Here is a 14,259-nt window from a genome sequence, read left to right on the forward strand (position 1 = left end):
GGCGAAGGTGGCCCCTTTGCCCCGAAAACAAATCCGGCCAGAGCTTCCGGGAGCAAATCCGCCACGGTCAACGTTGGGTCGCGCGATCTCGTGATCCACAGACTGTCTCCCTCCGACAACATGGTCGACAGCGGTCTGCGCCCTCGCTGACCCCGTGCCAGTCAACCGTCACTCCGACCCGACGAACGCTATCCGACGCCTTCGACCCAGGGAATGCTCATCTACAGATGATCTCGAAGACGCCCGCCGGGCGAGCGGGCAGCGTCGCCCGATTGGCGAAGCTACCCACCAAGAACATCGCTGACAATACCCCACCTTGACCCGCAGGAAGCTATTTACTCACTTCTGCGTACTTGTAAATCGTTGGTGCCACCTTCACTATCTTGAGACCCGAGCGCAGATTATACGAGCCTGCCCCGACTTGAAACCGATAGTCTTCACCGGCGTTGACCGCGGCAGCTATTCTCTTCATGTTTGATCTATCAACACCGTTCAGGTAGAGAAGGTTGCCACAGTCGGTGTGGAAGGTAACTTGCGATTCCGACCCCCCTGCGCCTTTCGCGGATCGCGAAGACGAAATATTCGCCTCCGCGGATCGCACGTTACAGACGACTTCGATGCGATGCCCATCGTCATACCACCGTAGAATCGACGGGCCGAACCCGAAGACGATGACCGGGACACCGATCACCAGAAGAAGAATTGCCACGGCGCTCAGACGTTCCCGTCGGATCCGGGCTCGGCTCTTTGCTACACGGGTGGCTCTCGCCGGCGTCTGGTCTTCCGCAGGAACGCTCACGAGAAGACTCTATCCTCGGTGCCGAGCGATTGGGCTGTGCACGTCAGGTCCTTCAGCGCCTCCTACAACGCCGCTCCAGAAGCTCCTGCTGAGGTTCGCGCCCGAAGCGTCACCGCCGGGCCGAGCTATCTCGTTCACAACGCTCTGGAATCCTCCTACCGCGGAGTCGACACCCTTGCTCACCACGGCACTAGCCGCTTGCGTGGCAGTCGACACTCCTTCAAGATTCGCGTGACGGCCGGTGGATCCTGCAACGTCGTCGAGGTTCAGCCTCGAAGCCAACATCGAACCGAGCTTCGGCGCGGAAGCGCTGGATACTGCACTAAAAGCCGTGCCTGTTGCCATTCCCACACCCCCGGCTTGGAGATACCCACCGGCGTCACCTTGCCAGCCCGTTTTCACTCCGTAGTCAGCCATGTTGCTCGTAGCGTTCTGCACACCGCTGGAGATCGCGGATCGCCCTGCTTCCCCGAGCACTCGAGATCCACCCGCTCGCGCTACCCAGCTGATGCTCGATCTACCCAGAGCGGGAACGGCCTTGGACAAGCCGAGTGAAGTCCCTCCTCCAACCGCGCCAGCGACTCCACCGATCAGGGCATCGACACCGACCGCGCCCCAATCGACCTTCCCGTCCTTCCCGCGATTCGACTTGATCGACATCCCCCCAGCGAGGGCCGCGCCGCCGCCGGCCATCACTGCGATGGCCACCACTGGCCCCAGCGGTGTGCACATCGCCAGGACGGTTGCGGCGATCCCGACGCCGATGGCGATGTTGGAGATGAGTTCCGAGTGCTCGTCAGCCCAGTCGCGCACGTTGGCGATCGCACCCTGGTTCGCCTCCCGGTACGCCTGCAGGTCCTTGTCCGTCGCCGGCCGCAGCCCGAGCGGGTCGACGGCCTGCAAGGGGTCGTTGCCGGCGTACGAGTAGGGGTTCCCCGACCACGCCGCACCCAGGATCGGCGCGAGCGGGTCGACCGACAGGAAGCCTCGCGCCGCAGGGTCGTACACACGTGCGCCGAGCCACTCCAACCCGGCGACGGACACCCCGCCCGAGCCGGTCAGTGCCACCCCCGCGGGCAGCCCGACGTCGGTGACGGCAGCGAGCGCCGCCCAAGGGTCCGCAGCGTCGGTGGCGCGCGCGCTGCGCCACGCGGGCTGCGTGACGACATCGCCGATCGCGGTGACACCCCCCGGCAGGTCGAGCAACGATGTGTCGGCAATGCTGATGAGCGACGGAACGACCGCGGCGGAGTCCCACCACGCCGCGACCCCGGCCACCTCGGCGAGTTCACCCAGGGCATCGACCCAGACGTCGAGCCGACCGGTCTCAGCGTACGAGGCGTCGCGGTCGACGACGGCAGCGAGGTACCCCAGGTCGGACCACGCGTACTCGGTGGTCGAACCGTCGGCGGCGGTCCGCCGGACTCGTCGGCCGAGACCGTCGTGGACGTACTCGGTCCGGCCGCCCACGGTGATCGTCGCGATGATCTGTCCGGCGGCGTCGTACTCGTGGCGTGTCTCGGCCCCGCCGACGGTCTCGGCGACGAGCCGCCCACGGTCGTCGTAGGTCCACGTCGAGTCCCCGGCACGGACGAGCTGGCCGGCAGCGTCGTACTCGTACGACACCACTCCGGACGGTCCGTCGACCGCGGTGATCCGCGCATCGGCATCGCGCTCGATGCGCGTGGTCGCGGCACCGTCGAGCGTCGTCGAGGTGTGCGCGACGAGTGCGCCACCCTCGTACGACCACGACTGCACCAGGTCGCCGGTGGCCGCCTGGACGATCCGACCCGAGGCGTCGTACGAGAACGTGCCGGCAGGGGCGCCGTCCCGTTCTACCCCGACGACGCGGCCGACGGCATCGCGGCGGTAGGTGGTGCGGGTGCCGTTCGGGTCGACCCGAGCCGTGCGGTTGCCGTCGGCGTCGTACTCCCACGCGACGGACCGGTCGCCTCGGGCACGGCGGACGAGCAGGCCACGGCGGTCGCGCTGGAGCTCGTGCTCGATCGTCCGACCGGCACCACGGGTGTGGTCCGACACGACGACCGTGCGGTGGACGGCGTCGCGGGAGATCTCCGACTGCACCGCACCGTCGACGAGCACGGCCCGCTGTCGGCCGGCCGCGTCGTACGTCCACTCGGTCGTTCGTCCCTCGGCATCCGTTTGCCGGACTTGACGGCCGGCGGCGTCGTAGGCCGCGGTGGTCGTCCGGCCGAGCGGGTCGGTGACCGCGACCACACGGTCGGCGGCGTCGTACTCGCGTCGAGTGGTCCCGCCGGCAGGGTCGGTGATCGTCACCAGGCGCCCGCGCTCGTCGTACTCGAACGAGGTGACCCCGTCGAGACCGTTGACGACCTGGATCAGCTGGCCCGCGGGGTCGTAGCGGAACCGACGACGGCCGAAGCGTGCGTCGTGGCTGGAGACGAGCCTCCCGGCCTGGTCGTAGCGGAACCGCGCGGTGCCGGAACCCGGAGTCGTCTGCGTGACCACGCGCCCGACGGCGTCGTACGTGATCTCCTCGACCTCGTCGGTGGGCAGGGTCCGGGCCACGACACGGGAGTCCGCGTCGTAGGTGAGCGTCGTCCGCGCCCCCGCGGCGTCGGTGGCTGCGGCGGGACGCCCGCAGGCGTCGTACTCGTACGTGGAGCGCGCGCCCGAGGGGGCGACCAACGCGACGACGCGACCGGCGAGGTCGCGCTCGAGTCGGGTCAGTCCGCCTTCGCCGTCGACGAGTTCGACGGGGCGACCGGCGGCGTCGTAGGTGATGAGTTCGGAACCGGTCTCGTCAGACGTGGACTCGACGGGTCGGCCGTACTCGTCGAACCGGACGGTCGCCGAGTCGAAGGCGTCACGCAGGGTCGCGACGCCGCTCGCGACGTCGTCCGAGAACTCCTGGCGGACGCCCGTCGGGTCGATGGTCGCCGTCAGCTCGCCGACGACGTCGTACTCACGACGCCAGGTCGCGCCGGCGGGGTCGGTGACGGCCTGGAGGCGCGACAACGCGTCGTGCGCGAACGTCCAGACCGCGTCGCCCGGCAACGCGAGCTCCGCCAGGTTCCCCTGGTCGTCGAACGTCCGCGAGACACGCCGACCCAGCGGGTCGGTGGTCGTCGCGAGCTCGCCGTTCGGGGCGTAGTCGAACGTGGTGCGTGCTCCGAGTGGGTCCACGACCGCTGCGATGCGTGAGCCGGCGCCGTACTCGAAGCGCCAGACGGCCCCGTCGGCGTCACGCCGTTCGACGAGGAGCCCTGCTGCGTCGTAGCGGTACTCGCTCCGGGCGCCGGACGGGCTGACAGCGGCGACCGGGCGACCGGCGGCGTCGCGCTCGATCCGAGCGGTGGCGCCGACGGCGTTCGTGGTCGCGACGAGCTCGCCGAACGCGTCGTGGTCGAAGGTCAGGACCACGCCGGTCGGGTCGACGACGTGGGTGAGCGCGCCGTCTCGCCAGCTCAGCTCAGTCCGGCCGCCGACCGGGTCGGTGATCACCGACGGGTCGCGGTCGTCGCCCACGTACTCGTAGGTGACGACGGCGCCGGCCTCGGTGACGACGGTCGTGACGCGGTCCTGCTCGTCGTACCCGTAGGTCAGGTCACCGCCGGACGGCGTGACGGTGCGGGTCTTCCGGCCGCGGTCGTCGTACGCGTGCACGGTGACGGACCCGTCGCGCTCGGTCGCCGACACCAGGTTGCCGTGGCGGTCGTAGCTCATCGACTGGCGGCGGTCGTCGGAGTCGATGACCCCGACGAGACGCCCCTTGGCGTCGGCGATGTAGGAGTTCGACCTGGATCCGTCGTGGTCGGACACCACCGTGACACGACCGGGCAGGTAGGCGAAGCGCACGGTGCGGCCGTGCGGGCTGACCTGCTCGACGACGCGGCGCTGGTCGTCGTAGGTGTTGTCGACCTCGACGACACCGGCCGCGCTGGTGACCGTCATGATCAGGTCGTCGTCGTTCCAGCCGTAGGTCCGGGTGCCGACGGCATCGGTCACCGTGACGAGGCGGCCCCGGTCGTCGTACCCGTACTCGACGCGGCGGCCGTCGGACGCGCGGAGCACCGTGACCCGGCCGTCGACGTGGTCGACGTCGATCGAGCGGCCTCGCTCGTGCACCAGGCGGACGACGACGTCGTCGCTGTTCCGTTCGATGCGGACCGCTGTGCCGGCTCCGCCGCGCTGTCCGAGCCACTGCCCCGACGGCGAGAAGTCGATGCGCCCGCCCTGGTTGTCGCGGACGACGAGCCGGTCACCCTCGGCCGCGAGCCTGCGGTTCTCGCCGACTCCGCGCGCCCAGCCCTCGCCGTCGCGCGGGAACCGGACCTGGCGGCCGTCAGCACCGACGAAGGACGCGCCTTCGTCGTCGATGAGCAGCCGGGTCTCGAGGATCGACGCCCACCCCGGACCGAAGAGCCCGACGTGCTGGTCGAGGGAGTTGTACATGCGGGTGACCTGCAGCGCTGCAGATGCACCGGTGAACCCGAGGTCGAGCTCCGGTTCGAGGAAGTTGCCCGTCGTGGTGTTGACCGGGTCCATCGAGTAGCCGGTCGTCGGCTGGGCCCCGTAGGCGGACGGCGGATCGAACTGCAGGTCCGTGCGGGACTGCGAGACCCCGGCTGCAGCCAGAGCTGCGGCGAGCGCGGCATCCGAGACCGTGGAGACGGCGCCTTCACCGCCGGCAGCAGCGAACGCGTCGGCGATGGTGTTCGCCCACGTGACGTCCTGGCCGTTGGCGGTGATCCACTGCTCGAAGGCGTTCACCAGGCTCGTCGCGTCGATGTGCCCCCAGGAACACTTCGACGCGAAGTCGGTGAGCTTGCCGCGCACACCGGCCGGCTTGCCGTCGAGGGACTGGTTCAGCGTCGACGACCCGGTGGCGAACGAGCGGAGGTCGGCGGGCTTCGCGGACGACGTCCCGCCCGCACCCCCGCCACCGGAGCCGGGGTTCGGCGTCTGGCGCGGAGTGCTCGGTCCGGTCGCCTGGTCGAAGGTCGGTGCGTCCTCGTGGTGGACGGTGGGCGGCACGGGCGCCCCGGCGACCTTGTCGTGCACCCACTCGAAGAAGTTCCGGTCGCCGTACTCCGCTTCCCAGTCGCGGGCTTCCTTGCGACGAGCGTTCTCCCGCTCGGCGGCGGCCTTCATCTTGTCGACCCACCCCGCGACGGTGCGGAGGTTCGCGGCGATCGTCGAACCGTCGGACGCTGCCGTCGACGCGTTCTCCGCGAAGAGCTCGGAGAAGTGCCCGCGGAACTCTTGCGACGCGGTCGTGACGTAGGACTGCCGTGAGCCGGCCTGTCCCTCGATCGACTCGGCCGCGCCGTTCAGTGCCGTGCTGAGCGCGTCGGCCGTGGCGTTGTCGAACTCGACCGGATCGTTGCCGTGCAGGTCAGCCATGGTTCATCCCCCGAAGTCGTACTGGTCGTGCTGGTCACGCGGCCCCACCGACCGCGAACGCCCGGACCGCCGCGAGCGCGACGGTCCGGGCGGAACGAGTGGCTGCTTACGCGCCGCCACCCGCGGTGAAGATGTCCTGCGAGATCTTGTCGAGCTGCGTGCGGAGCTGCTCGAGCTCGGTCTTCGCCTTGTCGAGGGCGGCCTTGGTCTCCGGCCAGGTCGACCCACGGAACGTCGCCGCGAGCGGGCCGTCCCAGACGTTCGAGTCGGACAGGATCCGGCCCTGGGCGTCGAGCTGCGAGATCTGGTCGGTGAACCCACCGTTGATGATCGACTGGACCTGACGGATGGCGGTCTTGGCCTGCTCGGTCGAAAGGACACGCGACATGATGAACCTCTTTCATTCGTAGCTGCACCCCCGCGCAGTGGAATCCCCCCGGAGGCTCTGACGGGACCCACCATACCCACAAACCGGCGCAGATGTCACCGTTCGTATATCGTGACCGTTCCTTCACAAACGGTCCGTTCACCGCGGGTTTCCACAGCGTCCACCAGAGCCCCTCCGGCCGTGGTGCCCTGGTGGCAGGATGTGGACATGGACACCGAACCGCAGCTCGACGGCGAATCCGTCGCACCCGACCTCGACGACTTCGACGAGGTCGTCGAGATCGAGCACGAGTCGCTGCCGTCGGACCGCTACTTCGACCGTGAGCTCAGCTGGTTGCGCTTCAACCAGCGGGTGCTCGAACTGGGCGAGGACCGCACGCAGCCCCTGCTCGAGCGTGCGAACTTCCTGGCGATCTTCGCGTCGAACCTCGACGAGTTCTTCATGGTCCGGGTCGCCGGCCTGAAGCGCCGCATCGACACCGGCATCGCCGTCCCGACCAACGTCGGCCGCGCACCGAGCGACGTCCTGCGCGACATCGCGAAGAAGGCCCACGAGCTGCAGGACCGCCACGCCCAGGCGTTCATCGGCTCGCTCAAGCCCGACCTCGACGCCGCCGGCATCCACATCGAGCACTGGTCCGACCTGGACGAGGCCGACCGGCTTCGGATGCGCGAGTACTTCAACGAGCAGATCTTCCCGGTCCTCATGCCCCTGGCGGTCGACCCGGCGCACCCGTTCCCCTACATCTCCGGGCTCTCGCTCAACCTGGCGGTCCGGGTCCGCAACCCGAAGTCGCAGCGGCAGGAGTTCGCGCGCCTGAAGGTGCCGCAGAACTTCTCCCGCTTCATCAAGCTGCCGGACGACAACTCCGGGCGGATGCGGTTCATCCCCCTCGAAGACCTCATCGCGAACCACCTCGACGACCTGTTCCCGGGGATGGAGGTGCTCGAGCACCACGTGTTCCGGGTCACCCGCAACGAGGACGTCGAGATCGAGGAGGACGAGGCCGAGAACCTCATCCAGGCCCTCGAGCGCGAACTGCTGCGTCGCCGGTTCGGGCCGCCCATCCGCCTCGAGATCACCGAGGACATGGACCCGGTGACCCTCGACCTGCTCGTGCGCGAGCTCGACATCACCGAGCAGGAGGTCTTCCGGCTGCCGTCGCCGCTCGACCTCGGCGGCCTGTTCGAGATCTCGAAGATCAACCGTCCGGACCTGCACTACCCGAAGCACGTGCCGACGACCCCGGTGCAGTTCCAGCCGGGCGAACCGAACACGAAGCCCGACCTGTTCCGCGCCATCAAGGCGAACGACGTCCTCGTGCACCACCCGTACGAGTCCTTCGCGACGAGCGTGCAGGCGTTCCTCGAGCAGGCCGCGGCCGACCCGCACGTGCTCGCCATCAAGCAGACGCTGTACCGCACCTCCGGTGACAGCCCCATCGTCGAGGCCCTGATCGACGCCGCCGCCGCGGGCAAGCAGGTCCTGGCGCTCGTCGAGATCAAGGCGCGCTTCGACGAGCAGAACAACATCACGTGGGCCCGCAAGCTCGAGAAGGCCGGCGTGCACGTCGTCTACGGCCTGGTCGGGCTGAAGACGCACTCGAAGCTCGTGCTCGTCATCCGGCAGGAGGGCGGCACGCTCAAGCACTACAGCCACATCGGCACGGGCAACTACAACCCGAAGACCTCGCGCATCTACGAGGACATGGGCCTGTTCACCGCGGACGACACCGTGGGCAAGGACCTGACGCGCCTGTTCAACGAGCTGTCCGGCTACGCGATCGAGAAGAAGTTCAAGCGGCTGCTCGTCGCACCGCTGCACCTGCGCAAGGGGCTGCTCAAGCGCATCCAGACCGAGGCGGACAACGCCCGCGCCGGCAAGCCGTCCGGCATCCGGATCAAGGTCAACTCGATGGTCGACGAGCAGATCATCGACGCCCTCTACCTGGCAAGCCAGGCCGGTGTGCCGGTCGACATCTGGGTGCGCGGCATCTGCTCGCTCAAGCCGGGGATGGAAGGGGTGAGCGACACCATCCGGGTGCGGAGCATCGTCGGCCGGTACCTCGAGCACTCCCGCGCGTTCGCGTTCCACAACGAGGGCGACCCGGCCGTGTTCATCGGCAGCGCCGACATGATGCACCGCAACCTCGACCGCCGGGTCGAAGCCCTCGTGCGGTTGACCGCGCCGGACCACATCAACGAGGTGCTCGCGATGTTCGACCTGGCGATGGCCGACACCGCGAGCTCGTGGCACCTCGAGTCCGACGGCGAGTGGACGCGGCACTCGACCGACGATGACGGTCGTCCGCTCGAAGACGTGCAGAATGTGACCATGCGGAAGATCTCGGCTCGGAAGCGCTCCACTCGGTGAGCGGCGGTCCCTCGGGCCCCGTCCTCGCCGCCGGCGCAGTCGTCTGGCGCGATCAGGACGGCACGCCCCTCGTGCTGCTCATCCACCGCGACCACCACAAGGACGTCTCCCTGCCCAAGGGCAAGGTCGACCCGGGTGAGGCCGTCCCGACGACCGCCGTGCGCGAGATCGACGAGGAGACGGGCTACCGCGTGCACCTCGGCGCCCCGCTCGGCACCGCCGAGTACGTGCTGCCGAACGGCCGCGACAAGGTCGTGCACTACTGGGCCGCGCGCGTCTCGGCGAAGGAGTACGCCCGTGCCGGCGACTTCACCCCGAACCACGAGGTCGCCGCACTCGAATGGGTCACGATCGACGACGCGCGCAACCGCCTGACGTACGAGCGCGACGTGGCGATCCTCGACCGGTTCGCCGAGCGCGCCGCCGCGGGCCACCACCGCACGTTCGCCCTGATCGCGCTGCGGCACGCGAAGACCGTGCCCGGCTCCGACTGGAACGGCCCGGACGCCACCCGTCCGCTCCTGCCCGTCGGCCGCTCGCAGGCCAAGGCCGCGGCGTCGCCGGTCGCCGCGTTCGGTCCGAAGAAGATCGTGAGCAGCACGGCAGCACGGTGCCTCGCCACCGTCGAACCGCTGTCGGCCACCACGAAGCTCGGCGTCTCGAGCAGCTCCGACATCAGCCAGGACGCCCACGACCGCGGCGCCGCCGACGTCAAGGGCGTCGTCCGTCGGCGACTCGACAAGGGCAAGACCGCGGTGCTGTGCTCGCACGGGCCGGTGCTGCCGGACATCATCGCGCGGATCGCCACCGCGACCGCCGACGACTCCGGCCGGTTCGACCTGCGCCGTGCCGCGATGCTGTCGGTCGGCGACTTCTCGGTGATGCACATCGCCGGCGAGACCCTCGTCGCCGTCGAGACCCACCGCAACACGATCCCGGCGTAGCGACCACACGCCCTGCACCCGGCCGCGCGCCGGGCGTCCGCCGCGCCCGGAACGCGATCCGCGCCTCCCGGTCGGCACAACCCCTCGTTCACCTTCCGTTCACCAACGCGCGTGATCCCCGTCACCTCGCGTCCCTACAGTCGCTCCCGGGTCGGCACCGGCCCAGGGACCGCAGTGGTCCCACTGCACCCCATCCCCGAAGGGACCCCTGTGAACATCAAGCGAATCGGTTCGATCGCAGCAATCGCGATCGCCGGCGCAGTCGTGCTCTCCTCGTGCGCGGCGAACGAGGACGCGGGCAGCACCGAGTCCTCCTCGAGCAACACCGGCTCCTCGAGCCTCACCGGAACCCTTACCGGCTCCGGCTCGTCCGCCCAGCAGACCGCGCAGGCCACCTGGGCCGCCGGTTTCCAGGACGTCGCCAAGGGCGTCACGGTGAACTACTCGCCCGACGGCTCGGGCGCCGGCCGCAAGAACTTCATCTCGGGCGCCGCGGACTTCGCCGGCTCCGACGCAGCACTGAACGACGAGGAGCTCTCGGGCTCCTTCGACCTGTGCAAGGCCGACACCAAGGCCATCGACATCCCGGTCTACATCTCCCCGATCGCGATCGCCTACAAGGTCGACGGCGTCAGCGACCTGACCCTCGACGCGAAGACCATCGCGGGCATCTTCTCGGGCAAGATCACCAAGTGGAACGACTCGCAGATCGCCGACCTGAACGACGGCGTCGACCTGCCGGACGCGAACATCACGGTCGTGCACCGCTCCGACGACTCGGGCACCACGCAGAACTTCTCGGAGTACGTCTCCGCGAACGCCGGCGACGTCTGGACCGAAGAGCCGAGCCAGACCTTCCCGTACTCGGTCGGTGACAGCGCGAAGGGCACCTCCGGTGTCGCCTCCGCCATGGGCAGCGCCTCCAACGCGATCACCTACATCGACGACTCCGGCGCGGGCGACCTCGACAAGGCAAAGCTGATGGTCGGCGACAAGGCCACCGAGATCTCGGCCGACGGCGCCGCGCAGGTCGTCGCCGACTCGAAGGTCGCCACCGGCCGCGAGGACAACGACCTCGCGATCGACATCGACCGCAAGGACACCGCTGACGGTGCCTGGCCGCTCGTCCTCGTCTCCTACGCCATCGCGTGCCAGGAGTACAAGGACTCGGACAAGGCCGACCTGGTCAAGGGCTTCCTGAACTACGTCGTCACCGGCGACGCCCAGGACGCCGCGGCGAAGGAGGCCAAGTCGGCCGCCCTGTCGTCCGACCTGGCTGAGAAGGCCGCTGCCGCGGTCGACTCCATCAAGTAAGACCCCCAAGCGCCCGGACGCCGGTCCCACCCACCTGACCGGCGTCCGGGCCCTTGCTCGTCGCGACGCGAGCAGCCCGGCTCCACCGCCAGCGCCCGTCCGACCAGCACCCCGTTCCCCGCTCCACGCTCCACCACCCGAACCCGTCGCCTCCCCCGGCGTTCCTCCGACAGGAGTCCCATGACGACCGCACCGGCCCAGCCAGGGGCCACCGTCACCCCGACCAAGCCGAAGGCCGTCGTCCGCGTCGGTGACCGGGTGTTCTCCGCCGCCTCGGTGATCGCCGGCGGCCTCATCCTCTTCGTGCTCGTGCTCGTCGCCGCGTTCCTCGTCTGGCAGAGCATCCCGGCGTTCGCCGCCAAGGTCGGCGACCTGCCGAACAACGCCACGAACTTCTGGGACTATGTGGGCCCCCTGGTGTTCGGCACCGTCTGGTCCGCGCTCATCGCGCTCGTGATCGCGGTCCCGCTCGCACTCGGGATCGCCCTGTTCATCTCGCACTACGCACCGCGACGCCTCGCGCCGGTGCTCGGCTACGTCATCGACCTGCTCGCCGCGGTCCCGTCGGTCGTCTACGGCCTCTGGGGCATCGTGGTGCTGGCGCCGTTCGTGAAGCCGTTCTACGCCTTCCTGAACGAGTACTTCGGCTGGTTCCCGCTCTTCTCCGGCCAGGTGTCCGGCACCGGCCGCACCATCCTGACCGCATCGATCGTCCTCGCCGTGATGGCGATCCCGATCATGACGGCCGTCATGCGCGAGATCTTCCTGCAGGCGCCCACGCTCAACGAGGAAGCCGCCCTGGCCCTCGGTGCGACGCGCTGGGAGATGATCCGCCTGTCCGTGCTGCCGTTCGCGAAGTCCGGCATCGTCTCCGCGATCATGCTCGGGCTCGGACGTGCCCTGGGCGAGACGATGGCGATCGCCCTGGTGCTGTCGGTCTCGACGAACGTCACCTTCCAGATGCTGACCTCGCAGAACCCCTCGACGATCGCCGCGAACATCGCGCTGCAGTTCGCCGAGGCATCGGGGACCGCCCTGAACGCCCTGATCGCGACGGGCCTGATCCTGTTCGTCATCACCCTGGTCATCAACATGCTCGCGCGGTACATCGTCCGCACGCGGGTCAGCTGAGAGGTCGCACCCGATGTCCCTCGCGCTCCGTCAGACCGGCACCGCCGGCAACGTCTACGCCAACGGCAAGCTGCACCGCTCGGTGCCGTGGCTGCTGCTGGTCGGCAGCTGGGTCGCCCTGGTGGCCGTGTTCGCCCTGCTCAACGCCGGCGGCTCGGTCAAGGACTTCAACGTCGTCGCCGCCCTGTTCCTCGGCACCGTCCTGTTCGACGTCCTGATCGTGGTCGTCTCGCGCATCGTCGAGGGCGGTCGTCAGGCCGTCAACCGACTGGTCACGTCGCTCGTCATCACCGCCTTCGTCATCGCGGTCCTGCCGCTGGTGTCGCTGCTCTGGACCGTGATCGCCGACGGCCTGGCCCGCTTCGACGCGAACTTCTTCTCGTACTCGATGCGCGGCGTGATCTCCGAGGGCGGCGGCGCGATCCACGCGTTGGTCGGCACGCTCGAGATCACCCTGTTCGCGGCGCTCATCTCGGTGCCGATCGGGCTGCTCACCTCGATCTACCTGGTCGAGTACGGCCGCGGCGCACTGGCGAAGGGCATCACGTTCTTCGTCGACGTCATGACGGGCATCCCCTCGATCGTCGCCGGGCTGTTCGCCTACTCGCTGTTCGCGCTGTTCCTCGGCCCTGGTGCCCGCTTCGGCCTGGTCGGCTCGGTCGCCCTGTCGGTGCTGATGATCCCGATCGTCGTGCGCTCCACCGAAGAGGTGCTGAAGATCGTGCCGATGGAGCTCCGCGAAGCGTCCTACGCCCTCGGGGTGCCGAAGTACCTCACGATCCTCAAGGTCGTCCTCCCCACGTCGCTCGCCGGCATCACCACCGGCGTCATGCTCTCCATCGCCCGCGTCATCGGCGAGACGGCTCCGCTGCTCGTCACCGCCGGGTTCACCGCGAGCATGAACTACGACCTGTTCAAGGACCCGATGATGACCCTGCCGGTGTACGCGTACACGCAGTACTCGCAGCAGGGCGCCAACCCGCAGCCGTTCGTCGACCGTGCCTGGACCGCCGCGCTGGTGCTCATCCTCATCGTGATGGCGCTCAACCTGCTCGCCCGGTTCGTCACCCGACTCTTCGCCCCCAAGCTCTCGCGCTAGCGAACCCACTTCCCCACCCACCAGAAGGATCAACGTGTCCAAGCGCATCGAGGTCGACGGCCTCAACGTCTACTACTCGAAGTTCAAGGCGGTCGAGGGCGTCGACATCACCATCGAGCCCCGCACCGTCACCGCCTTCATCGGCCCGTCCGGCTGCGGCAAGTCCACCTTCCTCCGCACCCTGAACCGCATGCACGAGGTCATCCCCGGCGCATGGGTCGAGGGCTCGGTCAAGATCGACGGCGACGACCTGTACGGCCCCGGGGTCGACCCGGTGCTCGTCCGTCGCCAGGTCGGCATGGTCTTCCAGCGTCCGAACCCGTTCCCGACGATGTCCATCAAGGACAACGTGCTCGCGGGTGTGAAGCTCAACAACAAGCGCGTCTCCCGCTCCGAGGCCGACGACATCGTCGAGCGCTCCCTGCAGGGTGCGAACCTGTGGAACGAGGTCAAGGACCGCCTCGACAAGCCCGGCATGGGCCTGTCCGGTGGGCAGCAGCAGCGTCTCTGCATCGCCCGCGCCATCGCGGTGCAGCCCGACGTGCTGCTGATGGACGAGCCCTGCTCGGCGCTCGACCCGATCTCCACCCTGGCCATCGAGGACCTGATCGAGGAGCTCAAGAAGGAGTTCACGATCGTCATCGTCACGCACAACATGCAGCAGGCCTCGCGCGTCAGCGACAAGACGGCGTTCTTCAACATCGCCGGCACCGGTGCGCCGGGCAAGCTCATCGAGTTCGACGACACCACCACGATGTTCTCGAACCCGTCCGTCCAGGCCACCGAGGACTACGTCTCGGGTCGCTTCGGTTGATCGCTGTCA

At 68.6% G+C, this 14,259-nt stretch carries 9 protein-coding genes; 6 read left to right on the forward strand and 3 right to left on the reverse strand.

What is annotated here, in order from left to right; genetic code table 11:
• Nucleotides 1-331 precede the first annotated feature (331 nt).
• The 3 genes from GVL05_RS00670 to GVL05_RS00680 all read right to left on the reverse strand — a co-directional run bounded on the left by GVL05_RS00670 (nt 332) and on the right by GVL05_RS00680 (nt 6,575).
• Nucleotides 332-799, reverse strand: a complete 468-nt coding sequence (locus GVL05_RS00670) for a hypothetical protein (protein WP_159570370.1) — start codon at nt 797-799, stop codon at nt 332-334.
• A gap of 9 nt (nt 800-808) precedes the next feature.
• Nucleotides 809-6,187 carry a DUF6531 domain-containing protein gene (locus GVL05_RS00675; RefSeq protein ID WP_159570373.1) on the reverse strand — a complete coding sequence of 1,793 codons (5,379 nt, stop codon included), beginning with the start codon at nt 6,185-6,187 and terminating at the stop codon, nt 809-811.
• A gap of 106 nt (nt 6,188-6,293) precedes the next feature.
• A complete protein-coding gene (locus GVL05_RS00680; RefSeq protein WP_027466625.1) occupies nt 6,294-6,575 on the reverse strand; it encodes a hypothetical protein in 282 nt (93 codons plus the stop codon).
• Between the two features lie 207 nt (nt 6,576-6,782).
• Here GVL05_RS00680 and GVL05_RS00685 point away from each other — a divergent pair, with 207 nt between their 5' ends.
• The 6 genes from GVL05_RS00685 to pstB all read left to right on the forward strand — a co-directional run bounded on the left by GVL05_RS00685 (nt 6,783) and on the right by pstB (nt 14,250).
• Nucleotides 6,783-8,948: an RNA degradosome polyphosphate kinase gene (locus GVL05_RS00685; RefSeq protein WP_159570376.1), complete on the forward strand. Its 2,166-nt coding sequence runs from the start codon at nt 6,783-6,785 to the stop codon at nt 8,946-8,948.
• Entirely contained in the window at nt 8,945-9,892 is a 948-nt protein-coding gene (locus GVL05_RS00690) for an NUDIX domain-containing protein (protein WP_159570379.1), read from the forward strand. Before GVL05_RS00685 ends, GVL05_RS00690 begins: the two co-directional genes overlap by 4 nt.
• A 210-nt stretch (nt 9,893-10,102) precedes the next feature.
• Nucleotides 10,103-11,206, forward strand: a complete 1,104-nt coding sequence (gene pstS / locus GVL05_RS00695; protein WP_123936877.1) for a phosphate ABC transporter substrate-binding protein PstS — start codon at nt 10,103-10,105, stop codon at nt 11,204-11,206.
• Between the two features lie 180 nt (nt 11,207-11,386).
• The gene (gene pstC, locus GVL05_RS00700; protein ID WP_159570382.1) at nt 11,387-12,337 is read left to right on the forward strand and encodes a phosphate ABC transporter permease subunit PstC; all 951 of its coding nucleotides are present in this window, start codon (nt 11,387-11,389) and stop codon (nt 12,335-12,337) included.
• Nucleotides 12,338-12,350: 13 nt separating this feature from the next.
• Nucleotides 12,351-13,436: a phosphate ABC transporter permease PstA gene (gene pstA, locus GVL05_RS00705; protein WP_123936879.1), complete on the forward strand. Its 1,086-nt coding sequence runs from the start codon at nt 12,351-12,353 to the stop codon at nt 13,434-13,436.
• A gap of 34 nt (nt 13,437-13,470) precedes the next feature.
• Nucleotides 13,471-14,250: a phosphate ABC transporter ATP-binding protein PstB gene (pstB, locus tag GVL05_RS00710; protein ID WP_159570385.1), complete on the forward strand. Its 780-nt coding sequence runs from the start codon at nt 13,471-13,473 to the stop codon at nt 14,248-14,250.
• Nucleotides 14,251-14,259 lie beyond the last annotated feature (9 nt).

Origin of the sequence: Curtobacterium sp. 18060, assembly GCF_902706105.1 — a bacterium.
Lineage (GTDB): Bacteria > Actinomycetota > Actinomycetes > Actinomycetales > Microbacteriaceae > Curtobacterium.

What these genes read in the sequence shown, in the direction of transcription:
- GVL05_RS00675 (WP_159570373.1), bottom strand. Translation starts at nt 6,187, where the DNA reads ATGGCTGACCTGCACGGCAACGATCCGGTCGAGTTCGACAACGCCACG.
- GVL05_RS00680 (WP_027466625.1), bottom strand. Translation starts at nt 6,575, where the DNA reads ATGTCGCGTGTCCTTTCGACCGAGCAGGCCAAGACCGCCATCCGTCAG.
- GVL05_RS00685 (WP_159570376.1), top strand. Translation starts at nt 6,783, where the DNA reads ATGGACACCGAACCGCAGCTCGACGGCGAATCCGTCGCACCCGACCTC.
- pstC (WP_159570382.1), top strand. Translation starts at nt 11,387, where the DNA reads ATGACGACCGCACCGGCCCAGCCAGGGGCCACCGTCACCCCGACCAAG.
- pstA (WP_123936879.1), top strand. Translation starts at nt 12,351, where the DNA reads ATGTCCCTCGCGCTCCGTCAGACCGGCACCGCCGGCAACGTCTACGCC.